Source organism: Streptomyces sp. NPDC002537 (assembly GCF_053594975.1).
The window spans coordinates 26,085-50,639 of sequence record NZ_JBSFWT010000046.1 but is presented as its reverse complement, the minus strand read 5'-3'; the positions used below and the strand labels follow the sequence as shown (position 1 = coordinate 50,639).

Sequence of the window (24,555 nt, the reverse complement as noted above, 5' to 3'; positions counted from 1 at the left end):
CACACGTCTGCGACACTGGACGGTCCAGGTCTGCGACGGGAGTTGAGATGTTCAACGTGTTCGAGGAACTGTTCGCGCCCGGCCGGAAGCACACCGAGGAGGAGCGCAACCGCCTCGAACTGGTCCGCGACGACACGGGCGACGCCGACCCGGGCAGCGGCCCGATAGACCTCGACTCGGGCCACGTCGTCATCCGCCCTCGTCAGGGCTGACCCGTGACCGGGGCTCTGCCCCAGACCCCGCAACACGGCTTCGCCGCGTTGTCCTCGAACGCCGGACGGGCTGAATTTCGCGGACCGTGGCTCTTTGGCCTGCGGCCCGCGCATTCAGCCCGTCCGGCGTTCGAGGACCGGGGTCCGGGGCGGAGCCCCGGTTACGGGAAGGGGCGGGACAGGGGAACGAGAACCGGTGCTTCCACCGGGCGGGGTGCGGGGATCGGGACCGGCGCCGAAGGCGCCTCCGGCGCCTCGATGCTCACGCGCGGCAGGACCCGGTCCAGCCACCCCGGCAGCCACCAATTAGCGCCCCCCAGCAGATGCATCAGCGCCGGCACCAGCAGCGTCCGCAGGACGAACGCGTCCAGGGCGACCGCCGACGCCAGGCCGATGCCGAACATCGCGATGATCCGGTCGCCGCTCAGCACGAAGGCCAGGAAGACCGCGATCATGATGACCGCGGCGGAGTTGATGACGCGGCTGGTCTCGGCGAGACCGACCCGTACCGCCCGGCAGTTGTCGCGGGTGGCCAGCCACTCCTCGTACATCCTGCTGACCAGGAAGACCTGGTAGTCCATGGAGAGGCCGAAGAGCACCGAGACCATGACGACCGGCAGGAAGGGCTCGATGGGGCCCGCGGCGCCCAGCCCGAGGAGTTCGCTGCCCCAGCCCCACTGGAAGATCGCGACGACGAGGCCGAAGGAGGAGGCGACCGCGGCGATGTTCATCAGGGCGGCCTTGAGGGGGATGCCGATGCTGCGGAAGGCCAGCAGGAGCAGCAGGCAGCCGAGGCCCACGACGACGCCGACGAAGAGCGGCAGCTTGCCGAGGACGACCGCGGCGAAGTCGTCGTAGCCGGCGGTCACCCCGCCGACCCGGACCTCGGCGCCGGTGCCCGCCATGGCCTCCGGCAGGACCGTGGAGCGCAGCCGCTCGACGAGGTCGCTGGTGGCCCGGGACTGCGGTGCGGTGGTGGGCACGACGGTGATCACGCCGGTGTCGCCGCTGTGGCTGAGGGTCGAGGGGGTGACGGAGGCTATGCCCTCGGTGTGGCGGAGGGTGTCGGGGAGGCGGTTGAAGGCGAGCCGGTCGGCGGCGCTGTCGAGGGGCGCCACGAGCGTCAGCGGGCCGTTGACGCCGGGGCCGAAGCCCTTGCCGAGCATGTCGTACGCCTGCCGGGTGGTGGCCGTCGCCGGGTTGTTGCCCTGGTCGGAGGTGCCCAGGTGCAGGGAGAACACCGGCAGGGCGAGAATCAGCATCACCGCCGCCGCGAGGCCGCCCAGCAGTCTGGGGTGGCGTTCGACGAAGGCCGACCAGCGGGCGGCGATGCCGGTGAGGGCCTCCGGCAGCGGTCCGCGTTCGGCGAGCCTGCGGCGTTCGCGGCGGCTCAGCGCCCGGTGGCCGATCAGCCCGAGCAGCGCGGGCAGCAGGGTCACGGAGGCCACGACGGTGAGGACGACCGTGAGCGAGGCGGCGATGGCGACGCCGTTGAGGAAGTTCAGCCGCAGGATCAGCATGCCGAGCAGGGCGACGCAGACGGTGCCCCCGGCGAAGACGACGGCGCGCCCGGTGGTGACGACGGCCCGTTCGGCCGCCTCCTGCACGGACAGGCCCGCGCGGAGGCCCTTGCGGTGCCGGGTGACGATGAAGAGGGCGTAGTCGATGCCCACGCCGAGCCCGATGAGGGTGCCCAGCATGGGGGCGAAGTCGGCGACGGTCATCAGGTGGCCGAGCAGGACGGTGCCCATGGCGGCGGTGCCGACACTGACGAGGGCGGTGGCGATGGGCAGCAGGCTGGCGGCGAGCGAGCCGAAGACGACGAACAGCACGACCGCCGCGACGAGCACGCCGACGATCTCGCTGAGGTGGCCGCCGGACCCCTCGGTGGAGCCGATGGAGGTGCCGCCGAGCGCGACCTGGAGGTGGTCGGTCGCGGCGGCCCGCGCGGTCTCGACGACCTTCTCGACCTGTGCCTTGTCGGGGTCGCCCGCCCGGCTGTCGAAGGTCAGCGAGGCGTAGGCGGTGTGCCCGTCCTGGCTGACGCGGCCGGCGCCGTCGCCGCCGTACGGGCCGGAGACCCCGGCGACGCCCGGCAGCCCGGCGATCTCGTCGAGCACGGCGCTCATGCGCTGTTCGACGGCGGGGGCGCGGACGGTGCCGGAGTCGGTGTGCCAGACGATCGTGTCGTCCCCGGCCTGGCCGGGGAACGCCTTCTCCAGGAGGGCGGCGGCGCGGGCGGACTCGGTGCCGGGCACGCCGTAGTCGTTGGAGTAGGCGCTGCCGGAGAGGGCCGCGGCGGCGCCCGTGCCCAGCAGGACGACGAGCCACAGCACGATGACGGCGAAGCGGCGGCGCAGGCACCACCGGGCAAGTGAGGTCATGACCTGTCTTCCCGGATATCGCGTCGACCTCGCCGGGAAATGACCCGTGGTTCCGACCGCTGGGGGTACTGGACAGAGGACCCGCCGGACGCTCACCGCGTGGGAGAGGCCTCTGCCGCACCACTGTGACAGGCGAAAAAGATCCTTTGTCCGCTTTGTGGCTTAGCCCACAATGCGGCCGGGATCGTGCCGTCAGCGGAAGGAATCCCAGGTGTGGGCCACGTCGACGACGAGGTGGTTGCCCCACTGGAAGACACGGAACGGCAGCCGGGCCCGGACGCCCAGACCGATCTGGGTGTCGCCCTCGAAGCTGCTCGCGTAGCGGGTGTCCCGGAAGGTCTGGTAGCCCGAGACGTCCACCCCGCGCAGCGGCTCGCCGACCCGGCCGGGGTAGGTGCGCAGGCCCGTGGTCGGCTCGTAGCTGGGCGCGGCCACCCGGACCTCCAGCACCGCCCCGCCCGCGACCGGGATCTCGTCGCCGGAGCCGTCCTGGTGGAGCTTGTCGACATAGGCCACGCGGTAGCCGATCGGGCGCTCGCCGGCCCCCTTGACCTCGAAGACCATCCGGTCGAAGCAGTCGTGCCGCCCGGTTCTGATGTCCCTCAGCGACTTGTAGGCGCTGTCCGTGCTGACCTTGGCGAGGCTTCCCCAGCCGCCCTCGCACTGCACGGCGGGCGAGGTGCTCCCCGTCGCCCCGTCGGCCGCGGTGGCCGAAACCGTCGCCACCGTCAGTCCGGCACCCGCCAGCACGAGCGCCGTCAGCGCCCTGCTCAACCGTCGCATCACTAACCCCCAGCACAGGAAGAGCGGACACACCCTGGGCCCGCACCCCGCGATCATGCCGGACCGTTTCCACGCTTGGCGGACGTATCGAATAATTCACGCCAACTGACGTCAAGTACGGCCGAATTCGGTTATTCGGTTACTCGGCTATACGACAATGGCCGCCCCTCGCGAGGAGGGACGGCCATCGACTGCTCGAACCGAGGATCAGCCCTCGACGCCGAGCCGCTCAAGGCTGTGCTGATTATTCTTTCGCGGCAAGCCGCTCAAGGATCAGCTCACGGACGCGCGCCGCGTCCGCCTGGCCGCGGGTGGCCTTCATGACCGCGCCGACGAGCGCGCCCGCCGCCGCGACCTTGCCCGCGCGGATCTTGTCCGCGATCGCCGCGTTGGCCGCGATGGCCTCGTCGACGGCGGTGCCCAGGGCACTGTCGTCGGAGACGACCGCGAGACCGCGCCGCGCGACGACGGCGTCCGGGTCGCCCTCGCCCGCGAGCACGCCCTCGATGACCTGGCGGGCCAGCTTGTCGTTGAGGGAACCCTCGGCGACCAGCGCGCACACGCGCGCGACCTGCGCCGGGGTGATCTCCAGCGCCGTGAGCTCCGTACCGGCCTCGTTGGCCCGGCGGGCCAGCTCGCCCATCCACCACTTACGGGCGGCGGCCGAGTCGGCCCCGGCCTCGATGGTGGCGACGATCAGGTCGACCGCACTGGCGTTGAGGATCGACTGCATGTCGTGCTCGGAGACGCCCCAGTCCTCGCGGAGGCGGTTGCGGCGCACACGCGGCAGCTCGGGCAGGCCCTTGCGGAGCTCCTCCACCCACTCCCGGGCGGGAGCGACCGGCACCAGGTCCGGCTCGGGGAAGTAGCGGTAGTCCTCGGCGTTGTCCTTGATGCGGCCCGCCGTGGTGGACCCGTCCTCCTCGTGGAAGTGCCGGGTCTCCTGCACGATCGTGCCGCCGGAGGACAGCACCGCCGCGTGCCGCTGGATCTCGAAGCGGGCGGCGCGCTCGACGCTCCGCAGCGAGTTGACGTTCTTCGTCTCCGAGCGGGTGCCGAACTTCTCGGTGCCGTTGGGACGCAGCGACAGGTTGACGTCGCAGCGCATCTGGCCCATTTCCATCCGGGCCTCGGAGACGCCGAGCGCCTTGATGAGCTCGCGCAGCTCGGCGACGTACGCCTTGGCGACCTCGGGGGCCCGCTCGCCCGCGCCCTCGATCGGCTTGGTGACGATCTCGATGAGCGGGATGCCCGCGCGGTTGTAGTCGAGCAGGGAGTGCGAGGCACCGTGGATACGGCCGGTGGCACCGCCCACGTGGGTGGACTTGCCGGTGTCCTCCTCCATGTGGGCGCGCTCGATCTCCACGCGGAAGACCTCGCCGTCCTCCAGCTGGACGTCCAGATAGCCGTTGAAGGCGATCGGCTCGTCGTACTGCGAGGTCTGGAAGTTCTTCGGCATGTCCGGATAGAAGTAGTTCTTCCGGGCGAAGCGGCACCACTCGGCGATCTCGCAGTGCAGCGCGAGACCGATCTTCACCGCGGACTCGACGCCGATGGCGTTGACGACCGGCAGCGAGCCGGGCAGGCCGAGGCAGGTGGGGCAGGTCTGCGAGTTGGGCTCGGCGCCCAGCTCGGTGGAACAGCCGCAGAACATCTTGGTCTTGGTGCCGAGCTCGACATGGACCTCCAGGCCCATGACGGGGTCGTAGGACGCCAGCGCGTCCTCGTACGACACCAGTTCAGTGACGGTCACGGAAAATCAAACCTCTCAGTCCGCGAGGACGTCGTCGCTGTTCATCCGGCGCAGCTCCCGGACGAGCAGAGCGACACCGGTGACGATGGCGGCCGCGGAGACCACGGCGTCGATGAGCTGGAGCGTGTCCTGCTCACCACGGGCCTTCTTGGCCTGCTTGTAGACGCTGATCGCACCGAACGCGGTGGTGCCGATGGACAGGTAGGTGCCGGGCCGGGACTTCTTGAAGCCCTTGGCCTTCTCGAGCTTGCTCACGGACTTGCTCACAGTGCCGGTGCCTCCTCAAGCAGCGGGTGACCCCAGCGCTCGTTGAAGGCGGCCTCGACGGCCGCACCGACCTTGTACAGCCGGTCGTCCTTCATGGCGGGGGCGATGATCTGCAGACCCACCGGCAGGCCGTCCTCGGGCGCCAGGCCGCACGGGAGCGACATGGCGGAGTTTCCTGCCAGGTTGGTGGGGATGGTGCACAGGTCGGCGAGGTACATCGCCATCGGGTCGTCGGCGCGCTCGCCGATCGCGAAGGCGGTGGTCGGGGTGGTCGGCGAGACCATCACGTCGACCTGCTGGAATGCCTTCTCGAAGTCCTGCGTGATGAGGGTGCGGACCTTCTGCGCCGAGCCGTAGTACGCGTCGTAGTAGCCGGAGCTCAGCGCGTACGTACCGAGGATCACACGGCGCTTGACCTCGTCGCCGAAACCGGCCTCGCGGGTGAGCGCGGTGACGTCCTCGGCGGACTTCGTGCCGTCGTCGCCGACCCGCAGGCCGTAGCGCATGGCGTCGAAGCGGGCCAGGTTGGAGGAGCACTCCGAGGGCGCGATCAGGTAGTACGCGGCCAGGGCCAGGTCGAAGGACGGGCAGTCCACCTCGACGACCTCGGCGCCCAGCTCCTTGAGGAGCTCCACGGACTCGTCGAAGCGCTGCAGCACGCCGGCCTGGTAGCCCTCGCCGCGGAACTGCTTGACGACGCCGATGCGCATGCCCTTGACGTCGCCGTTCCGCGCGGCCTCGACGACCGGCGGGACCGGGGCGTCGATGGACGTGGAGTCGAGCGGGTCGTGGCCGGCGATGGCCTCGTGCAGCAGGGCCGCGTCCAGGACCGTACGGGCACAGGGACCGCCCTGGTCGAGGGAGGACGAGAAGGCGACCATGCCGTAGCGGGAGACGCCGCCGTAGGTCGGCTTGACGCCGACGGTGCCGGTGACGGCGGCGGGCTGGCGGATGGAACCGCCGGTGTCCGTGCCGATGGCGAGGGGGGCCTCGTACGCGGCGAGCGCCGCGCTGGAGCCGCCGCCCGAACCACCGGGGATCTTGGTGAGGTCCCAGGGGTTGCCGGTCGGCCCGTAGGCGCTGTTCTCGGTCGAGGACCCCATGGCGAACTCGTCCATGTTGGTCTTGCCGAGGATGACGACGTCCGCTTCCTTCAGCTTGCGCGTCAGGGTGGCGTCGTACGGCGGGATCCAGCCCTCGAGGATCTTGGAACCGACGGTGGTCGGGATCCCCTTGGTGGTGAAGATGTCCTTGAGCGCGAGCGGCACGCCGGCCAGCGGGCCGAGCTTCTCGCCGCGGGCCCGCTTCTCGTCGACGGCGCGGGCCTGCGCGAGGGCGCCCTCGCGGTCGACGTGCAGGAAGGCGTGCACCTTCTCGTCGACGGCCTCGATGCGCGCCAGGTGCGCCTCGGTCACCTGGACGGCGGTGACCTCGCCCGAGGCGATCTTCGCGGCGATCTCCGCCGCGGTCAGCTTGATCAGTTCAGCGGCAGTCATGGTCAGTCCTCCCCCAGGATCTGCGGCACCTTGAAACGCTGCTGCTCCTGGGCCGGGGCGCCGGAGAGCGCCTCCTGCGGGGTCAGCGACGGACGGATCTCGTCCGCGCGCATGACGTTGGTCAGCGGCAGCGGGTGGGACGTCGGGGGGACGTCCTGGTCGGCGACCTCGGAGACGCGGGCGACCGCGCCGATGATGTCGTCGAGCTGTCCGGCGAAGTGGTCGAGCTCCTCGGCCTTGAGCTCCAGACGTGCCAGCCGGGCGAGGTGTGCGACCTCCTCGCGCGTGATGCCAGGCATGCGGCGATCCTTCAGGGGTTCGTGACGGATTCTGGGCAGTTTGATGGCCCAATCCTATGGCCCGCGGAGGACCACCCGCGAAACCCTTTCTCCGGACCCCGGCCCGTAGGGGTTTCCGGGGCCGCTCACAGGGCTCTCACGGGGCCCCATAAGGGGCGCGGGGAAGCGTCGATTTGCGGCTCCGCCGCGTGGGCGCGACCAGCCACCGGACGACCCGCGGCCGCACACCGAGCCCAAGAGGCACCCCGATAGGCGCAGCAAACCCCACCGGTCAGGTGACCGGCTGATCCGCCCCCTCCGTGGAAGGCGCGACGCCCAGTCGATCCGTGGAAGGCGCGACGCCCAGCCGATCGACCTCGCGGTGCCAACCGCTCTCGCTGCGCAGCCGCAGCCACGCCGTCGTCTCGTCCGGCGGCATCGCCGCGGCCACCAGCCAGCCCTGGACCGCGTCGCAGCCGAGATCCCGCAGCCGCTCCCACGTCTCGTCGTCCTCGACGCCCTCGGCGACGACCAGCAGCCCCAGCGAGTGCGCCAGGTCGAGCGTGCAGCGGACGATCTCCGCGTCCTCGTTGTCGATGGCGAGGCGGGCCACGAACGAGCGGTCGATCTTGAGCTCGCTCACCGGGAGCCTGCGCAGGTGGACGAGGGAGGAGTAGCCGGTGCCGAAGTCGTCGAGGGACATCTTCACGCCGTGGCCGGTGAGCCCGGCCAGGGTGTCGGCGGCCCGCTGGGGGTCCTCCAGGAGGACGTGTTCCGTTATCTCCAGTTGCAGCGCGCCCGCGGGGACCCCGTGCCGGGCGAGCCGGGCCGCGACCGAACCGGCGAAGCCGGGCGTGTGGACGTCCCGGGGCGAGACGTTGACCGCGACGGGGACGTCCAGGCCCATCGCCCGCCACTTCGCGACCTGCCCGAGCGCGGTCTCCAGGACGTACTCGGTCAGCCGCGGCATCAGTCCGGAGGACTCGGCGATGGCGATGAACTCGTCCGGGGAGACCCGCCCCCGCTCGGGGTGGACCCAGCGGACGAGCGCCTCCAGCCCCGCGACGTGGCCGTCGAAGCCGACCTTCGGCTGGTAGTGGAGCTCCACGTCGCCCGCGTCCAGCGCCCGCCGGAGGTCGCCCAGCAGGCCCAGCCGGTCGAGGGTGTTGCCGTCGCGCCGGGCCTCGTAGACCTCGACGCCGCTGCGGTCGCGCTTGGCCTGGTACATCGCCACGTCGGCGCGGCGCAGCAGGTCGCCCGCGTCGAGGGCGTGGTCGGGGTAGACGGCGACGCCCGCGCTGGCCTCCAGGACGAGGGTGAGCCCCTCCAGGTTGAGGGGCGAGCCGAGGGCGGCGACCAGGGAGCGGGCCACGCGCTGGGCGCTGGTGAGCGAGTCGGCGGTGGGGAGCAGCACGGCGAACTCGTCGCCGCCGAGGCGGGCGGCCTCCGCGTCGCGCGGCAGGGCGAGCCGGAGGCGCTCCGCTATCTGCAGCAGCAGCCGGTCCCCCGCGAGGTGCCCGAGGGTGTCGTTGACGGACCGGAAGCGGTCCAGGTCTATGAGGACGAGGGCGGCCCGGGAGCCGTTGCGCTCGGCCTCGTCGAGGGCGCTCCAGGTGCGCTCCAGCAGCCACTGGCGGTTGGGGAGCCCGGTGAGGGGGTCGCGGAGCTGCTCCTCGGCGCGGGCGCGGGCGATCCAGAGGGTGGAGTCGAGGGCGATGAGGGGGACCGCGAACAGCGGCAGCAGCATGGGCGCGTGGTCGGCGACGACGGCGATGAGCGGGGCGATGCCGAGGAGGGCGCCGCCGACGAGGGCCTGGCGGACGAGCGCGGTGCGGGCGATGCTGCTGAGCCCGGTGCGGGGGGCCATCGAGTACCAGAGCAGGGCTCGGGTGACCGCGAGGTACATGAACGCGGCCAGGGCGATCTTGGGGAGGGCCGTGAGCGGCCAGGTGTCGGGCAGCCAGGGGCGTTCGACGCTGGAGACGACGCCGCACAGGAAGAGGGAGAGGGCCGCGGCCCCGATGCCCAGGATGTCGACGGCGCCGTGGAGTAACGCCTGCCGCCAGCGGTGGCGACGGGCGGTGGCGACGAGCAGCACGATGGCGATGCTGATCAGGACGGCGGGGAGCCAGCCGTAGAGCAGCAGGACGGCCAGGGTGAGCGCGGCCCCGGAGCCGGTGCCGCCCCACCAGCGGTCCCGCCCGAGGGCGACGAGGTGCGCCACGATCAGGGCGGTGAGGGAGGCGAGGGCCGCCCCGACGGTATGGCCGGGGAACAGGGTGTGGCCCTCGCCGAGCACTCGGCAGATCCCGGCGGCCAGCGCGAGGACGGCCACGGTGACACAGACCATCGGCAGTGCGGGCGGGGGAACCCGGCGCAGCCGAGATGCCGGTTCGGCGCTGTCGGTGGGTTTCATGCCCGTCCCTCTCACAGCCGGCGGTGCCCGCGCCACGGCAGGCGCACATCTCAACAGTAGGCCGCAGAAGGCTACGACGGGCAGCGATCGGCAGCGGTTGCCTGATTGGAAGCCGACCTCTTGTAGCCATCTGGTATGCGCTGTAGGGGTAATGCCCACTGCCTATGCGGGCATTACTCCGGTGGGGTGGCGGCCCGGGATCCGGTAGCGCGGGGAACCCGTGCGGGGCGCGGGCCGCCACCCGAGCCGCGGGGTGCCCCGGGGCTCCGCCCCGGACCCCGTCACTCCTGCGGGACCGCGGTCTCCCGGGCGGCGTCCGGGCCCTGTTCGAGGAGGACCGCGAAGCCGTCCTCCTCCAGCACCGGGACCTTCAGTTGCATCGCCTTGTCGAACTTGGAGCCGGGGCTGTCCCCGACGACCACGAAGTCCGTCTTCTTGGAGACCGAGCCGGTGACCTTGGCGCCCCGGCTCTGGAGCGCCTCCTTCGCGGCGTCCCGGGTGTACGAGGCGAGGGTGCCGGTGACGACGACGGTGAGGCCCTCCAGCGGCCGGGGGCCCTCCTCCTCGCCGGTGGTCTCGTCCTCGAAGCGGACGCCGGCGGCGCGCCACTTGGCCACGATCTCGCGGTGCCAGTCCTCGGCGAACCACTGCCCGAGGGAGGCCGCGATGATCCCGCCGACGCCCTCGACGGCGGCCAGCTCCTCCTCGGTGGCCTCGGCGATGCGGTCCAGGGAGCGGAACTCCCGGGCCAGCGCCTCCGCGGCGACGGGGCCGACGTGGCGGATGGAGAGGCCGGTGAGGAAGCGGGCCAGCGGGCGCTCCTTGGCGGCCTTGATGTTCTCCAGCATCGCGAGGGCGTTCTTCTTCGGCTCACCCTTTTGATTCGCGAAGAAGGTGACGACCTTCGGCTCGCCGGTCTTGGGGTCGCGCTTGGGCAGGCCGGAGTCCATGTCGAGGACGTAGGACTTGATGGGCAGCAGCTCCTCGATCGTCAGGTCGAAGAGGTCGCCCTCGTCCTTCAGCGGCGGGGTGGCCGGCTCCAGGGGCTGGGTGAGGGCGGTGGCCGCCACATAGCCGAAGTTCTCGATGTCGAGGCACTTGCGGCCGGCCAGGTAGTAGAGCCGCTCGCGGATCTGGGCGGGGCAGGCGCGGGCGTTGGGGCAGCGGAGGTCGATGTCGCCCTCCTTCATCGGCTGGAGGGCGCTGCCGCACTCCGGGCACGCGTCGGGCATCACGAACTCCCGCTCGCTGCCGTCCCGCAGGCCGACGACCGGCCCGAGGATCTCGGGGATCACGTCACCGGCCTTGCGGAGCACCACGGTGTCGCCGATGAACACGCCCTTGGCCTTGACGACGTCCTGGTTGTGCAGGGTGGCGAACTCGACCTCGGACCCGGCGACGGTGACGGGCTCGACCACCGCGTACGGGGTGACCCGGCCGGTGCGGCCGACGCCCACCCGGATGTCCACCAGCTTGGTGTTGACCTCCTCGGGGGCGTACTTCCAGGCGATGGCCCAGCGGGGCGCGCGCGAAGTGGAGCCGAGCCGCCCCTGGAGGGGGATCTCGTCGAGCTTGACGACGACGCCGTCGATCTCGTGCTCCATCGAGTGCCGCACCTTGGGGTCGCCGTAGTGCGCGATGAACTTCCGGACGCCGTCCAGGGAGTCCACGACCTTGTTGTGCTTCGCGGTGGGCAGGCCCCACTCGCGCAGCAGGTCGTACGCCTGCGACTGGCGGTCGATGGCGAAGCCGTCGCGGGCGCCGATGCCGTGGACCACCATGTGCAGCGGGCGGGTGGCGGTGACCCTGGGGTCCTTCTGGCGCAGCGAACCGGCCGCCGCGTTGCGCGGGTTGGCGAACGGCGCCTTGCCGTCGGCGACGAGACGGGCGTTGAGCTCCTCGAACTTCTCCATCGGGAAGAAGACCTCGCCGCGGATCTCGACCAGCTCGGGGACGCGTTCGCCCTGGAGCCGGTCCGGGATCTCGGCGATCGTCCGGACGTTGGGCGTGATGTCCTCGCCGGTGCGGCCGTCGCCGCGGGTGGCGGCGCGGGTGAGGCGGCCGTGCTCGTAGGTCAGGTTGACGGCGAGGCCGTCGACCTTGAGCTCGCACAGGAAGTGGTACGGCGTGCCGTCGCCGATCTCCTTGGCGATCCGCTCCGCCCAGGCGGCCAGCTCCTCGTCGTCGAAGGCGTTGTCGAGGGAGAGCATGCGCTCGCGGTGCTCGACCGCGGTGAACTCCGTCTCGTACGCCCCGGCGACCTTCTGGGTGGGCGAGTCGGGGGTGCGCAGCTCGGGGTGCCGCTCCTCAAGTGCCTCCAGCGCGCGCAGCAGCCGGTCGAACTCGGCGTCGCTGATGACCGGGTGGTCCTTCACGTAGTACCGGAAGCGGTGCTCCTCGACCTGCTCGGCGAGGAGCGCGTGCCGCTCCCGTGCCTCCGCCGGTGTCACGGCAGGCGCAGCCCCCGCCGCGAGCTTCTCGTCGCCGTGCTGTCCGCCAGCCACCTTCTCGTCCTCCTGTTGGTCCATGGGCGTGCCCATGAGCGCCGTCACTCAGGGTTGTCCGCGAGTGATCTCGCCGCCCTGACGCAGTGGGCGAGCACCGCACGGGCATATGCGGGCGAAGCGCCCGCGAGCCCGCACGAGGGGGTGACCACCACGGACTCCGCGAGGGTCCCCGGTGACAGCCCCAGCCTGCGCCACAGCGTCCTGACACCCATGACGCTACCGGCAGGGTCCGACAATGGGCCGTCCACGCTCGGCACCACGCCCACAAGGAGCTTGGTACCCGCCTCGACGGCCTCGCCGAGCGCCTCCTCCTCACGCTCGGTGAAGAGCGAGAAGTCGAAGGAGATACCGTCGGCCCCGGCCCGGCGCAGCAGCGCGAACGGCACGCCGGGGGCGCAGGAATGGACGACGGGCGCGCTGCCCGTGGCCTCCCGGGCGACCGTCACCAGGTCGCGCAGGGCGTCCTCGACGACGGCGCGGTCGACGGCCCGGTAGGTGCGGTAGCCGCTGGCGGTGCGCACCGTCCCGGTGAGCACGGCGGTCAGCGAGGGCTCGTCGAGCTGGAGCACCACGCGGGCGCCGGGCACCCGGCGGCGTACCTCGGCGAGGTGCGCCCGTACGCCCTCGGCCAGCGAGGCGGTGAGGTCCCGGCAGGCGCCGGGGTCGCCGAGGGCGGCCTCGCCGCCGCGCAGCTCCAGCGCGGCCGCGAGGGTCCAGGGCCCGACGACCGAGACCTTGAGCGCGCCCTCGTACCCCTGGGTGTGCTCCTCCAGGGCGTCGAGGTCCTCGCCCAGCCAGGAGCGGGCGCGCTTGGTGTCGCGCCCCGGCCGGTCGCCGATCCGCCAACCGCTCGGCTCCACGCGGGCGTAGACCTCGACCAGCATCCCGGCGGTCCGCCCGATCATGTCCGCACCCGGTCCGCGGGCGGGCAGTTCCGGCAGGTACGGCAGGGCCTCCAGGGACCCCGTGACGGTCTTCGCGGCCTCCCGCGCGTCGCCACCGGGCATCGACCCGACCCCGGTGGCGACCCCGGCACCCCAGCTCAGCTTGCTTTTCTCAGTCACCCAGGAAGCGTAAGGGGCAGGCGCGGGCTCAGCGGCCGGGGCGGACCGTCAGGTCGTTGATCTCCGCATCGCGCGGCAGGTCGACCGCCAGCAGGATGGTCCTGGCGACCGAGTCCGGGTCGATCCACTTCGCCGGGTCGTACTCCTTGCCCTCCTGCTGGTGCACCTTCGCCTGCATCGAGGTCGCCGTGCGGCCCGGGTAGACGCTGGTGACCCGTACGCCGTTGGCGTGCTCCTCGGCGCGCAGCGAGTCGGCGAGCGCCTTCAGTCCGTGCTTGCTGGCCGCGTACGCGCCCCAGGTGGCATGGGCGTTGAGCCCGGAGCCCGAGTTGACGAAGACGACGTGCCCCTGGGCGACCCGCAGCTGCGGGAGGAAGAGGCGGGTGAGCTCGGCGGGGGAGACGAGGTTGGCGGCGAGCGTGTGGTTCCAGGTGCGGGTGGTCAGCTCGCCGACGGTGCCGAGTTCGCAGACGCCCGCGATGTGCAGCAGGGAGTCGACGCGCTCGGGCAGCGTCTGGTGGTCGAGCGCCCAGGAGATCCGGTCGGGATTGGCGAGGTCGGCGACGAGGGTACGGGCGCCGGGGAACCGGGCGGCCAGTTCCTTGGCCCGCCCGGCGTCGCGCGCGAACAGGTACAGCTCGTCGCCGCGCGCGAGCAGCCGCTCCGCGACGGCCGCTCCGATGCCCGAACCGGCTCCGGTGATCAGGTGTGTTGCCATGGCCCCACCTTGCCCTACCGGGGCCCTCCGGGGCACGGCCGGGTCCGGGTTCAGCCCTGGGCGACGGCCTCCCGGCGCGCCGCGCGCTCGGTGGCCGCGATCGTCGCCGAGCCGACCACGCGCGTGCCGTCGTAGAGGACGATCGCCTGGCCGGGGGCGACGCCGCGGACGGGCTCCGCGAAGGAGACCCGCAGCTCCGAGCCGTCCACCAGCTCCGCGGTCACCTCGGTCTCGCCGCCGTGGGCGCGCAGCTGGGCGGTGTACGTGCCGGGGCCGGCCGGGGCCGTGCCGCACCAGCGGGGCTTGATGGCGGTGAGGGCGGTGACGTCCAGCGCCTCGACGGGGCCCACGGTGACGGTGTTGTCCACCGGGGAGATGTCCAGGACGTAGCGGGGCTTGCCGTCCGGCGCGGGGTGGCCGATGCGCAGGCCCTTGCGCTGGCCGATGGTGTAGCCGAACGCGCCCTCGTGGGTGCCCAGCTTGGTGCCGGACTCGTCGACGATGTCGCCCTCGGCCTTGCCGAGGCGGGCGGCCAGGAAGCCCTGGGTGTCGCCGTCGGCGATGAAGCAGATGTCGTGGCTGTCGGGCTTCTTCGCGACGGCCAGGCCGCGCCGCTCCGCCTCCGCCCGGATCTCTTCCTTGGTGGTCAGGGTGTCGCCCAGCGGGAACATCGCGTGGGCGAGCTGCTTCTCGTCCAGCACGCCGAGGACGTAGCTCTGGTCCTTGGCCATGTCGCTGGCGCGGTGCAGCTCGCGGGTGCCGTCGTCCTTCAGGACGACCGTCGCGTAGTGGCCGGTGCACACCGCGTCGAAGCCGAGGGCGAGGGCCTTGTCCAGCAGGGCCGCGAACTTGATCTTCTCGTTGCAGCGCAGGCAGGGGTTGGGCGTGCGCCCCGCCTGGTACTCGGCGACGAAGTCCTCGACGACGTCCTCGCGGAAGCGCTCGGCGAGGTCCCAGACGTAGAAGGGGATGCCGATGACGTCGGCGGCGCGGCGGGCGTCGCGCGAGTCCTCGATCGTGCAGCAGCCGCGCGCGCCCGTGCGGAAGGACTGCGGGTTCGCGGACAGCGCGAGGTGCACGCCGGTGACGTCGTGGCCGGCCTCGGCGGCCCGCGCGGCGGCCACGGCGGAGTCGACGCCGCCGGACATGGCGGCGAGTACGCGGAGGCGACTACCGTCGCGGGGGCCGGAAGGTGCACCAGGGAAGTCAGTCATAACCCTTCCAGGGTACGGGGCGCCTGCGGCGGGCTTGGCGGGTGATCTCGCCCACTGGGGTGGGAGGTGAGCTCTGCCTGCGTCTGCGGGTCGTTCGTGGCTGATCGCGCAGTTCCCCGCGCCCCTTATCGGGGCACGTGCCTGCGCCCCGTCAGGGGCGCGGGGAACTGCGCGACAAGCCCCCACCGGCCCGCGGACGGACGAACCGGGGTCAGCTCAGGCCTGCGGTCCGGGCGCGTTCGACGACCGGGCCGATGGCGGACGCGACCGCCGCCACGTCGGCAGACGTCGACGTGTGGCCCAGAGAGAACCGCAACGTCCCCCGCGCCAGATCCGGATCCGTCCCAGTGGCGAGAACGACATGGCTGGGCTGGGCCACCCCGGCCGTGCAGGCCGAGCCGGTGGAGCACTCGATGCCCTGGGCGTCCAGGAGGAGGAGCAGGGAGTCGCCCTCGCAGCCGGGGAAGGAGAAGTGCGCGTTGGCGGGCAGTCTGCCCGCCGGGTCGGGGTCGCCGCCGAGGACCGCGTCCGGCACGGCCGCGCGGACGGCCGCGATCAGCTCGTCGCGGAGCGCGCCGATCTCGCGCGCGTGGTCCGGGCGCCGCTCGGCGGCGAGCGTCCCGGCGACGGCGAACGCGGCGACGGCGGGCACGTCCAGCGTCCCGGAGCGCACGTGCCGCTCCTGTCCGCCGCCGTGCAGCAGGGGCACGGGCGCGTACTGCCGCCCGAGCAGCAGGGCGCCGATGCCGTACGGGCCGCCGATCTTGTGGCCGCTGACGGTCATCGCGGCCAGCCCCGACGCGGCGAAGTCCACGTCGAGCTGGCCGAACGCCTGGACCGCGTCGGCGTGCAGGGGTATGCCGAACTCGGCGGCGACGGCGGCCAGTTCACGGACCGGCATGATGGTGCCGATCTCGTTGTTGGCCCACATCACGGTGGCGAGGGCGACGTCGTCGGGGTTGCGGGCGATGGCCTCGCGCAGCGCGTCCGGGTGCACCCGGCCGTGAGGGTCCACGGGGAGGTACTCGACGGTCGCGCCCTCGTGGGTGCCGAGCCAGTCGACGGCGTCGAGCACGGCGTGGTGCTCGACGGGGCTGGCGAGGACGCGCGTACGGGCCGGGTCGGCGGCGCGGCGGGCCCAGTACAGCCCCTTGACGGCGAGGTTGTCCGCTTCGGTGCCGCCCGCGGTGAACACCACTTCGCTGGGGCGCGCGCCGAGGGCCGCCGCGAGGGACTCGCGGGACTCCTCGACGGTGCGGCGCGCGCGCCGCCCGGCGGCGTGCAGCGAGGAGGCGTTGCCCGTGCGGGCGAGCTGGGCGGTCATCGCCTGCACCGCCTCCGGGAGCATCGGAGTGGTGGCGGCGTGGTCGAGGTAGGCCATGGTGGGCACGATTCTACGAGCGGGGCCGGCGTCCCCGGGAGCCGAGGGTTTGTTCCCCGCTCCGGGGCCCCTGACACCCCGGGCCGCGCCCCGCCCCCTGAAGGTCCGGGATCCGGTTCAGGACCCGCGCGGGACCAGGGCCAGTTGGCGGGACTGGGCGACCAGGAAGTCCTCGCTGTCCCACACCTCGGCGTCCTCCTCCAGGTATCCGCCCGCGAGGTTCCGTGTCGTGATGGAGACGCGGAGCGGGCCCGGGGCGGGGCGGCGGCGGATGTGGGTGGTGAGCTCGACGGTGGGGACCCAGCCGCTGAGCCCCATCTCGAAGGCGGTCGGGGGCAGCGCGTCCACGGCCAGCAGCAGCGACAGCGCGTCGGCGGGCCGTCCGTCCGCCAGCGCGAACCAGGCCCGCATCTCGCCCCGCCCGCTCGGCGCGCCGACCGCCCAGCCCGCGGTCGCGGGGTCGAGCCGGATGTCGAGCCGGCCGGAGATCTCGGGGACGGGGGCGGACGCCGGGGCGTCCTCCGGACCCGGGCAGTGCTCGTACGGCGGTATGGCGGGCGGCTTGGCGGTCGTCCGCACGTCGTCGGTGACGGCGTCGAGGTCGCCGTAGGTGGCGAGGACGCGGATGCGCTCGACCTCGGTGCCGTGCTCGTCGCGCTGGAACAGCGACGCCTGGCCGGTGGAAAGGTTGCGGCCGGTGCGGACGAGCTCCGTGCGGACGACGGCGGGGCCGGGGCGCGAGGCGGACAGGTAGTGCGCGGTGACCGAGAAGGGGTCCGGGTGCGGCAGGGCGTCACCGAGCGCGCGGCAGACCAGGGCGAGGAGGTAGCCGCCGTTGGCGGCGCCGAAGATGGTCCACCCCGCGGAGAGGTCCACGTCGTAGGCGCCGCGGGCGCCGTCCCGCTCGCGCGGGCGGATCGCGGTGTCGCGGTCGAATTCGCTGGTGCCGATGGTCGCCTGTGCCATGGTCCGACGCTACACCCGGATGTTACTGATGGGTAGGTCAAAAGGTACGGCGTTCACTCACACTTCTTCGGCCGCGGCGCTCCGGCGGTGCCACGCGCGCGGCGCGCGCCAGTGGAAGCGCATGGCGAGCAGCCGCAGCACGAAGGCGGTCAGGGCGGCCAGCGCGCTGGTGGTGGCGTTGAGCTCGTGGAAACGGATCAGCAGGGCGGCCATCGTCGCGCCGACCATCGCGGGTACGGCGTAGAGGTCGCGGTCCCAGCGCAGCAGCGAGGGCACCTCGTGGGCGAGGATGTCGCGCAGCACACCGCCGCCGACGGCCGTGGCCAGTCCGAGGGTGGCGGCGAAGGTGAGACCGAGCCCGTGCGCGTACGCCTTCATGGTGCCCGTGACACAGAACAGCCCGAGCCCGGCGGCGTCGAACACCCCCACGGCCTTGGTGATCCGCTCGACCTCGGGGTGCAGGAAGAAGACGATCAGCGTGGCGAGCAGCGGGGTGAGGAAGTAGCCGAGGTCGGTGAAGGCCGCGGGCGGCACCGCCCCGATGATCAGGTCCCGGAACAGCCCGCCGCCCAGCGCGGTGACCTCGGCGAGCACCGCCATGCCGAAGACGTCGAAGTTCTTGCGTACGGCGAGCAGCGCACCCGAGATCGCGAAGACGAAGATCCCGGCGAGATCCAGCGAGTGCTGGACGGAGGGGCTGAACAGATCGGTGAGCACGCGACATTCTTACTCGTCGCATACATGCATCCGGACATCCATCCGAAAAACTCGGAGAACACGACGCCCGGCCGCGCCCTAGGAGGGCGCGTTCTCCGGGTGGTGGCACGCCACCCGGTGGCCGGGCGCGAGCTCCACCAGGGGCGGTTCCTGCGCGGCGCACACCTCCGTCGCCTTCCAGCAGCGGGTGTGGAAGCGGCACCCCGAGGGCGGGGCGATCGGGGAGGGCACGTCCCCCTTGAGAAGAATCCGCTCGCGTTTCGCGCGCCGTTTGGGATCCGGCACCGGCACCGCGGAGAGCAGTGCCTTGGTGTACGGGTGCATCGGCTTCTCGTAGAGGGAGGTGCGGTCGGTGAGCTCCACGAGCTTGCCGAGGTACATCACGGCGATCCGGTCGGAGACATGGCGGATGACCGACAGATCGTGGGCGATGATGACGTAGGTCAGCCCCAGCTCGTCCTGGAGGTCGTCCAGGAGGTTGACCACCTGCGCCTGGATGGACACGTCCAGCGCGGAGACCGGCTCGTCGGCGACCACCAGCTTCGGCTTGAGCGCGAGCGCGCGGGCGATGCCGATGCGCTGCCGCTGGCCGCCGGAGAACTCGTGCGGGTAGCGGTTGTAGTGCTCGGGGTTGAGGCCGACGAGCTCCAGCAGCCGCTGGACCTCCCGCTTCACCCCGCCCTCGGGTGTGATGCCCTGGAGCCTGAAGGGGGCGCCGACGATGGTGCCGACGGTGTGCCGGGGGTTCAGCGAGGAGTACGGGTCCTGGAAGATCATCTGCACGTCGCGGCGCATCGGGCGCATGCCCGAGGTCCCGAGGTGGGTGATGTCCCGGCCCTGGAACTCGACGGTGCCACCGGTGGGTTCCAGCAGCCGGGTGATCAGCCGGCCCATGGTCGACTTGCCGCAGCCGGACTCCCCCACCACGCCGAGGGTCTCCCCGGCGCGCACGTCGAAGCTGATGCCGTCCACGGCCCGTACCGCGCCGACCTGCCGGCGCAGCAGGCCCTTGGTGATGGGGAAGTGCTTGACCAGGTCCGTCACCTTGAGGAGGGTGTCCGGTCCGTCGGGCGCCGTCGGCTGCGGGGGGATGGTCGCGTCTCGGTCGGGCACGGTGTCGTCCTTCACAGCTTGGGCGCAATCTCTTCGGTCCAGATACGGGTCCGCTCCTCCTGGGTCATATGGCAGGCGGACCAGTGCCGGTTCCCGCCCTCGCCGGAGACCAGCCGCAGCTCGGGCCGCTCGGTGCGGGTGATGCCGCCCTCGGGGATGTCGGCGTAGGGGCAGCGGGGGTTGAAGGCGCAGCCGGGCGGCACGTTGATCAGGCTGGGCGGGGAGCCCTTGACGGGGATGAGCCGCTCGGTCTGCTCGCGGTCGATCCTCGGCATCGAGCCGAGCAGCCCCCAGGTGTAGGGGTGCCGGGGCTGGGAGAAGACCTTCTCCGCGGGGCCGCGCTCGATGCAGCGGCCGCCGTACATCACCAGGATGTCGTCGGCCAGTTCGGCGACGACGCCGAGGTCGTGGGTGATGATGATGACCGCCGAGCCGAACTCCTTCTGGAGGTCGCGGATCAGGTCGAGGATCTGGGCCTGGACGGTCACGTCGAGGGCGGTCGTCGGCTCGTCCGCGATCAGCAGTTCGGGGTTGTTGACGAGCGCCATCGCGATCATCGCGCGCTGCCGCATGCCGCCGGAGAACTGGTGGGGGTAGTCGCCGACGCGGCGGTGCGGCTCGGGGATGCCGACGCGGTCGAGCATCTCGACGGCCCGTTTCCGCGCGGTCCTCCGGTCGGTCCGGTGGTGCACGCGGTACGCCTCGGCGATCTGGGCGCCGATGGTGAAGTAGGGGTGCATGGCCGACAGCGGGTCCTGGAAGATCATGGCCATCTTCCGGCCGCGCAGGGTCCGTACACGGTCGGGGTCGGCGGAGATGAGCTCCTCGCCGTCCAGCCGGACCTCGCCGGAGATCCGGGCCTTCGCCGTGCGGTGCAGGCCCATGACGCCCAGGGAGGTGACGGACTTCCCGGAGCCCGACTCGCCGACGATGCCCAGGGTCTTCCCGGCCCCGACGTCGAAGCTCACGCCGTCGACGGACTTCACCAGACCGTCGTCGGTGTCGAAGTGGATGCGCAGGTCGCGTACGGAGAGGAAGACGTCCGGGGCGTCCGCCGGCGGGGTGGCCACGGGTTCGCCCGCGGCCGCGTCCCGGGTCACGCGCTGTTCCTTGCCGGGCTCGCTCACGAGTACCTCACCCTGGGGTCGATGGCCGCGTAGACCAGGTCCACCAGCAGATTGCAGATGACGATGAAGAAGGCGGCGACCAGGGTCACGCCCATCACGATGGGCAGGTCGTTGTCCTGGATGCCCTTGACCGCGTACTCGCCGATGCCCTTGAACGAGAAGACCGTCTCGGTGATGACCGCGCCGCCGAGCAGCAGGCCGAAGTCCATACCGAAGATGGTGACGATCGGGGTGAGGGCGGAGCGCAGGCCGTGCTTGGCGACGACCTTGCTCTCCTTGAGCCCCTTGGCGCGGGCCGTGCGGATGTAGTCCTCGCTCATGGTCTCCAGCATTCCCGCGCGGGTGAGCCGGGCGTAGAGCGCGGAATAGAGGAAGGCGAGACTGCACCAGGGGACGAGGAGGTTCCACGCCCATTGGCCGGGGTTGTCGGTGAAACTCACGTAGTTGATGCCGTCGCCCCACACCGGCCATTGGACGGTGAGGAGGCTCAGGGCCAGCATGCCGGTGAAGAAGATCGGCAGCGAGACGCCGGCCAGGGCCACGCCCATGAAGAAGCGGTCGAAGACCGTGCCCCGCTTGAGCGCGGAGAGCACGCCCACGGCCACGCCCGAGATCAGCCAGATCACGGCGGCGCCGATGGCCAGGGAGAGGGTGACCGGGATGCGCGAGGTCAGCTGGGGCCACACCTCGACATGGCTCTTGAAGGAGTAGCCGAAGCACGGCGCGGCGCAGTGCGAGGCGTCCGGGCCGAACTTGTAGTCGGCCCCCACCACGATGGCCTTGATGAAGTGCCAGTACTGGGTGTACAGGGGCTGGTCGAAGCCGAGGTTCTTCTTGACGGCGGCGACGGCGCCGGCGTTGGCGTCCTTGCCGACGTACTGGGTGGCAAGTTGGTCGACCGTCTGCCCGGCGATCCGGGGGACGAGGAAGAAGATCGCGAAGGTGACTGCGCTGACCACCAGCAGCAGTAGGACCGCGGCGAACAGGCGTCGGATGATGTACGCAGCCACAGCTGTGCGGCACCGGCGTCCGCGGGACGGAGTGTCCCGGCCCGGCGGACGCCGGCACCTTCACCTGCCTTTCGAAAGTCTTCGGCGGGCTGGCCCGCTGCTACTTGGAGGAGCCCATCAGCAGGTAGTCGTACATGCCGAGGTAGGCCTGGGTGACCGTGACGTTGGTCGCGGACTCGGGCCGGAAGAGCAGGTTCTTGCGGTAGACCAGCGGTACGGCGGAAGCGTTCTCGGCGACCATCTTGTCGATGTCGCCCCACGCCTTGGCGCGGGCGGCGGCATCGGTGTTGGCGATCGCGTCGTTCAACGCCTTGTTGATCTGCGGGTCGTTCAGCTCGGAGACGTTGTTGCCGCCGGAGGGCTTGATCGCCGAGCCGTTGACGATCTGGTCGAGGAAACCGAAGCCGGTCGGCCAGTCGGCACCCCAGGCGGTCATGATCATGCCGAGGTTGTGGCTGTGGACGTAGTCCGGCACACCCGCGAAGTTGGTGAAGTACTTGCCGGTCGGGAAGGTCTTGATGTTCGCCGTGATGCCGATCTTCTTCATCGACGCCTGGACGGCGGTGGCCGCCGCCATCTCGGCGGGCCGGTCGGAGCGGGCCGTCAGATTGGTCTCGAAGCCGTTCGGCTGACCGCACTGCTTGAGCTCGTCCTTGGCCTTGTTGATGTCACCGGCGCTGTTCGGGGTCTCGTACAGGCTGAACTTCGCGTAGCCGTTGACGGTCGGCGGCAGCAGGGTCGAGGCGACGTCACCCTTCGGGTCGCCGCCCTGGGCCTGCTGGATCGACGCCTTGTCCATGCCCCACTGGACCGCCTTGCGGCAGTGGATGTTGTCGAACGGCTTCACGTTCACGTTCAGGCCGAGGTACGAAGTGGCGCCGGCGTACGGCATGTCGGTCTGCTTCTTGTACTTGCCGCCCAGCACCTTCGACTGGGTCTGCGGGCCGACGCCGGTGCCGTACGCGTCGGCGGTCACGCTGTCGTTGAGCAGGCCGTTGTCGACCGTCGTCTGGAGGATCTTGAATTTGAACGAGTACTTGTCCGGCAGGGCCTTGCGGATCGGGTCCGTCTTCGGGTCCCACTGGGGGTTGCGCTCCAGCGTCGCACTCTTGCCCTCCTCGTACGAGGAGAACTTGTACGGGCCCGTGGAGACGATGTGCTTCACGTACTCGGCGCCCTTGTCCGCCTTCTGCGGCACGGGGGCGGTCTGCGAGAAGGTCGCGAGATAGTCGAAGTCGGCGAAGGCGTCCTTGAGATGGAAGACGATCGTCTGGTCGTCGGGCGTCTCGATGGACTTGATCCCCTCGGGGGACTTGTCCTTGTACGGGCCCTGGTACTTGTCACCGCCCTCCAGGTGCGCCTTGAAGTACGTCGGTCCGTTGGACAGCGCGTCGGGCGCGAAGTTGCTGCGCTCGACGGCGTACTTGACGTCCTTCGAGGTGACCGGCGTGCCGTCCTCGAACTTCACCCCGGTGCGCAGCTTGTACGTCCAGGTCTTGGCGTCCGGGCTCGGCTTGCCCAGGGACTCGGCGAGGTCCGGGACGACCTCCAGGCCGTCCTTGCCCGCGGCGGGCTTGAAAGTGGTGAGCGAGCGGCTGTAGAGGCGGGAGAAGTTCTGCACCCAGCCGTAGTAGGTGTTGCCCGGGTCGAGGGAGTCGGGGACGTCCGTCGCCTCGTAGGTGACCGTGCCCCCCTTCTTGTCCGTCTTGTTGACGATCGAGGAGAGGGCCGCGTCCGCGGTCACGTTCTTGTTCCCGCTGCCGCTGCCGCTGCTGTCGTCGCTCTTCGAGCTGCTGCACGCGGTGGCCCCCAGCGCCAGCACCACGGTCGTGGCGAGCACAGCCGTCGCTTTTCTTGTGTTCACCTTGAGGAAAGCCCCCTCTGTCGATGGATGGTGGCGCGGTGGACGGGAGGTCGCCGCGGTCACTTGCTGCGCGGGTCGAGGGCGTCACGCAGCCCGTCGCCCAGCAGGTTGAAGGCCAGCACCGTGATGAAGATGGCGAGACCTGGCACGAACATGTACTGCGGATCGGCCTGGTAGAGGTCCGTCGCGCTGGTGAGCATGCCGCCCCAGGATGCCTGCGGCGGGGCGATGCCCACGCCCAGGAAGCTCAGCGCGGCCTCGAAGAGGATGTTCGTCGGGATCAGCAGGGTCGAGTAGACGAGGATCGGCGCCACCAGGTTGGGCAGCAGCTCCCGGAAGAGGATGAACGGCCCGCGCGCGCCGAGGCTCCGGGAGGCCTCGACGAATTCCCGCTCCCGCAGGGAGAGCGTCTGCGCCCGGACGATCCGGCCCATGTAGGGCCAGTTGAAGAAGCCGATCACGAAGATCAGCACACAGATCCGCAGCGGCAGGCCCGAGAGCCCGAACGCGCCGTCCTGCAGCGCCGCCGAGATGGAGATCGCGAACAGCAGCAGCGGGAAGGCGAGGAAGGTGTCCATCATCCGGCTGATGACGCTGTCCACCCAGCCGCCGTAGAAGCCCGCGACGACGCCGAGCACGGCGCCGAGCACCACGGAGAGCAGCGTGGCGCCGGTGGCGACGATCAGGGAGACCCAGGAGCCCTCGATGATGCGGGCCAGGATGTCGCGCCCGTACTGCGGGTCCACACCCAGCGGATGGTCCCAGCTCATACCGCCGAACCCGCCCTTGGGGGCGAGCCGTTCGGGGTCGACGAGGTTCTGGTGGAACTGGTTGGGATCCAGCCCGAAGACGGATTCGATGGGCTTGGCCAGCACGGCGAGCAGGATCAGCAGGATCACCACGACACCGCCCGCGACGGCCACCTTGTCGCGCTTGAAGCGGATCCAGGCGATCTGGGTGAGCGAACGCCCCTCGATCTGGCTCTTGTTGGCCCCGGCGAGAACGGCCTCGGGCTGCGCCCCGGCGGCTCCTCCGGTGGTCTCGATAGGTGCGGTCACAGTGCCTTTGACCCCTCTCGGGCCGGGGGTGACCGGCCCACGCCCGCCGTGGAAGGCGGCTTCGAACTCACAGGTACACGTGCAAACTGATGCAGTTGGTACTGATGGAGCGGAAGGTCACAGAAAAGGACTCGTACGCAGGAGCGACGTCCCTTGGAGCGGGAGTCTTCAACGCGGCCGCGATCACCCGCCAGCCCCGGCCGGGAATGGATGCGCAACCGTGATGT

The 24,555-nt window shown here is 71.1% G+C and carries 20 protein-coding genes; 1 reads left to right on the top strand and 19 read right to left on the bottom strand.

All coding sequences use genetic code 11. The features are described 5' to 3' along the window. Nucleotides 1-47: 47 nt before the first annotated feature. Nucleotides 48-212: a DUF6191 domain-containing protein gene (locus ACWD4A_RS21130; protein WP_451195957.1), complete on the top strand. Its 165-nt coding sequence runs from the start codon at nucleotides 48-50 to the stop codon at nucleotides 210-212. A 161-nt stretch (nucleotides 213-373) separates the two neighbouring features. On the opposite strand, the gene ACWD4A_RS21125 is transcribed toward ACWD4A_RS21130, so the two are convergent. From ACWD4A_RS21125 to ACWD4A_RS21035, 19 genes are all read right to left on the bottom strand, one after another. After that, nucleotides 374-2,596: an MMPL family transporter gene (locus ACWD4A_RS21125; RefSeq protein WP_451195956.1), complete on the bottom strand. Its 2,223-nt coding sequence runs from the start codon at nucleotides 2,594-2,596 to the stop codon at nucleotides 374-376. A gap of 192 nt (nucleotides 2,597-2,788) precedes the next feature. After that, nucleotides 2,789-3,379, bottom strand: a complete 591-nt coding sequence (locus tag ACWD4A_RS21120) for an AMIN-like domain-containing (lipo)protein (RefSeq protein ID WP_451195954.1) — start codon at nucleotides 3,377-3,379, stop codon at nucleotides 2,789-2,791. 244 nt (nucleotides 3,380-3,623) lie between these two features. Further along, nucleotides 3,624-5,132: an Asp-tRNA(Asn)/Glu-tRNA(Gln) amidotransferase subunit GatB gene (gene gatB / locus ACWD4A_RS21115; protein WP_451195952.1), complete on the bottom strand. Its 1,509-nt coding sequence runs from the start codon at nucleotides 5,130-5,132 to the stop codon at nucleotides 3,624-3,626. Between the two features lie 15 nt (nucleotides 5,133-5,147). Next, nucleotides 5,148-5,387, bottom strand: coding sequence for a hypothetical protein (locus ACWD4A_RS21110; RefSeq protein ID WP_451195982.1), 240 nt, complete (start codon nucleotides 5,385-5,387; stop codon nucleotides 5,148-5,150). A gap of 8 nt (nucleotides 5,388-5,395) precedes the next feature. Beyond that, nucleotides 5,396-6,895 (bottom strand): Asp-tRNA(Asn)/Glu-tRNA(Gln) amidotransferase subunit GatA, encoded by a 1,500-nt coding sequence (gatA, locus tag ACWD4A_RS21105; protein WP_451195950.1) that lies wholly within the window; start codon nucleotides 6,893-6,895, stop codon nucleotides 5,396-5,398. Between the two features lie 2 nt (nucleotides 6,896-6,897). Next, nucleotides 6,898-7,194: an Asp-tRNA(Asn)/Glu-tRNA(Gln) amidotransferase subunit GatC gene (gatC, locus tag ACWD4A_RS21100; protein ID WP_451195948.1), complete on the bottom strand. Its 297-nt coding sequence runs from the start codon at nucleotides 7,192-7,194 to the stop codon at nucleotides 6,898-6,900. 271 nt (nucleotides 7,195-7,465) lie between these two features. Beyond that, on the bottom strand, nucleotides 7,466-9,589 hold the full coding sequence (locus ACWD4A_RS21095) for a putative bifunctional diguanylate cyclase/phosphodiesterase (RefSeq protein WP_451195947.1): 2,124 nt from the start codon (nucleotides 9,587-9,589) through the stop codon (nucleotides 7,466-7,468). Nucleotides 9,590-9,870: 281 nt separating this feature from the next. After that, entirely contained in the window at nucleotides 9,871-12,117 is a 2,247-nt protein-coding gene (gene ligA / locus ACWD4A_RS21090) for an NAD-dependent DNA ligase LigA (RefSeq protein WP_451195945.1), read from the bottom strand. Nucleotides 12,118-12,137: 20 nt separating this feature from the next. Then, nucleotides 12,138-13,160 (bottom strand): methionine synthase, encoded by a 1,023-nt coding sequence (locus ACWD4A_RS21085; RefSeq protein WP_451195943.1) that lies wholly within the window; start codon nucleotides 13,158-13,160, stop codon nucleotides 12,138-12,140. Between the two features lie 28 nt (nucleotides 13,161-13,188). Then, nucleotides 13,189-13,878, bottom strand: coding sequence for an SDR family oxidoreductase (locus ACWD4A_RS21080; RefSeq protein ID WP_451195941.1), 690 nt, complete (start codon nucleotides 13,876-13,878; stop codon nucleotides 13,189-13,191). 50 nt (nucleotides 13,879-13,928) lie between these two features. Next, entirely contained in the window at nucleotides 13,929-15,092 is a 1,164-nt protein-coding gene (mnmA, locus tag ACWD4A_RS21075) for a tRNA 2-thiouridine(34) synthase MnmA (protein WP_451195939.1), read from the bottom strand. A gap of 211 nt (nucleotides 15,093-15,303) precedes the next feature. Next, nucleotides 15,304-16,473: a cysteine desulfurase family protein gene (locus ACWD4A_RS21070; RefSeq protein WP_451195937.1), complete on the bottom strand. Its 1,170-nt coding sequence runs from the start codon at nucleotides 16,471-16,473 to the stop codon at nucleotides 15,304-15,306. A 117-nt stretch (nucleotides 16,474-16,590) separates the two neighbouring features. Beyond that, entirely contained in the window at nucleotides 16,591-17,439 is an 849-nt protein-coding gene (locus tag ACWD4A_RS21065) for a thioesterase family protein (RefSeq protein ID WP_451195935.1), read from the bottom strand. 57 nt (nucleotides 17,440-17,496) lie between these two features. After that, nucleotides 17,497-18,156 (bottom strand): trimeric intracellular cation channel family protein, encoded by a 660-nt coding sequence (locus ACWD4A_RS21060; protein WP_451195933.1) that lies wholly within the window; start codon nucleotides 18,154-18,156, stop codon nucleotides 17,497-17,499. 78 nt (nucleotides 18,157-18,234) lie between these two features. Continuing rightward, nucleotides 18,235-19,269, bottom strand: a complete 1,035-nt coding sequence (locus tag ACWD4A_RS21055) for an ABC transporter ATP-binding protein (protein WP_451195931.1) — start codon at nucleotides 19,267-19,269, stop codon at nucleotides 18,235-18,237. An 11-nt stretch (nucleotides 19,270-19,280) separates the two neighbouring features. Further along, nucleotides 19,281-20,369 carry an ABC transporter ATP-binding protein gene (locus tag ACWD4A_RS21050; RefSeq protein ID WP_451195980.1) on the bottom strand — a complete coding sequence of 363 codons (1,089 nt, stop codon included), beginning with the start codon at nucleotides 20,367-20,369 and terminating at the stop codon, nucleotides 19,281-19,283. Between the two features lie 23 nt (nucleotides 20,370-20,392). After that, nucleotides 20,393-21,406, bottom strand: coding sequence for an ABC transporter permease (locus tag ACWD4A_RS21045; protein ID WP_451195929.1), 1,014 nt, complete (start codon nucleotides 21,404-21,406; stop codon nucleotides 20,393-20,395). A 100-nt stretch (nucleotides 21,407-21,506) separates the two neighbouring features. Continuing rightward, a complete protein-coding gene (locus ACWD4A_RS21040) occupies nucleotides 21,507-23,270 on the bottom strand; it encodes an ABC transporter substrate-binding protein (protein ID WP_451195927.1) in 1,764 nt (587 codons plus the stop codon). A 59-nt stretch (nucleotides 23,271-23,329) separates the two neighbouring features. Next, entirely contained in the window at nucleotides 23,330-24,328 is a 999-nt protein-coding gene (locus ACWD4A_RS21035) for an ABC transporter permease (protein ID WP_451195925.1), read from the bottom strand. Between the last annotated feature and the right edge of the window lie 227 nt (nucleotides 24,329-24,555).

Coding starts and splice junctions, on each gene's coding strand:
- gatC (WP_451195948.1), bottom strand. CDS start 7,194: ATGCCTGGCATCACGCGCGAGGAGGTCGCACACCTCGCCCGGCTGGCA.
- ACWD4A_RS21095 (WP_451195947.1), bottom strand. CDS start 9,589: ATGAAACCCACCGACAGCGCCGAACCGGCATCTCGGCTGCGCCGGGTT.
- ACWD4A_RS21120 (WP_451195954.1), bottom strand. CDS start 3,379: ATGCGACGGTTGAGCAGGGCGCTGACGGCGCTCGTGCTGGCGGGTGCC.
- ACWD4A_RS21125 (WP_451195956.1), bottom strand. CDS start 2,596: ATGACCTCACTTGCCCGGTGGTGCCTGCGCCGCCGCTTCGCCGTCATC.
- ACWD4A_RS21070 (WP_451195937.1), bottom strand. CDS start 16,473: ATGGCCTACCTCGACCACGCCGCCACCACTCCGATGCTCCCGGAGGCG.
- ligA (WP_451195945.1), bottom strand. CDS start 12,117: ATGGACCAACAGGAGGACGAGAAGGTGGCTGGCGGACAGCACGGCGAC.
- ACWD4A_RS21080 (WP_451195941.1), bottom strand. CDS start 13,878: ATGGCAACACACCTGATCACCGGAGCCGGTTCGGGCATCGGAGCGGCC.
- mnmA (WP_451195939.1), bottom strand. CDS start 15,092: ATGACTGACTTCCCTGGTGCACCTTCCGGCCCCCGCGACGGTAGTCGC.
- ACWD4A_RS21065 (WP_451195935.1), bottom strand. CDS start 17,439: ATGGCACAGGCGACCATCGGCACCAGCGAATTCGACCGCGACACCGCG.
- gatA (WP_451195950.1), bottom strand. CDS start 6,895: ATGACTGCCGCTGAACTGATCAAGCTGACCGCGGCGGAGATCGCCGCG.
- ACWD4A_RS21130 (WP_451195957.1), top strand. CDS start 48: ATGTTCAACGTGTTCGAGGAACTGTTCGCGCCCGGCCGGAAGCACACC.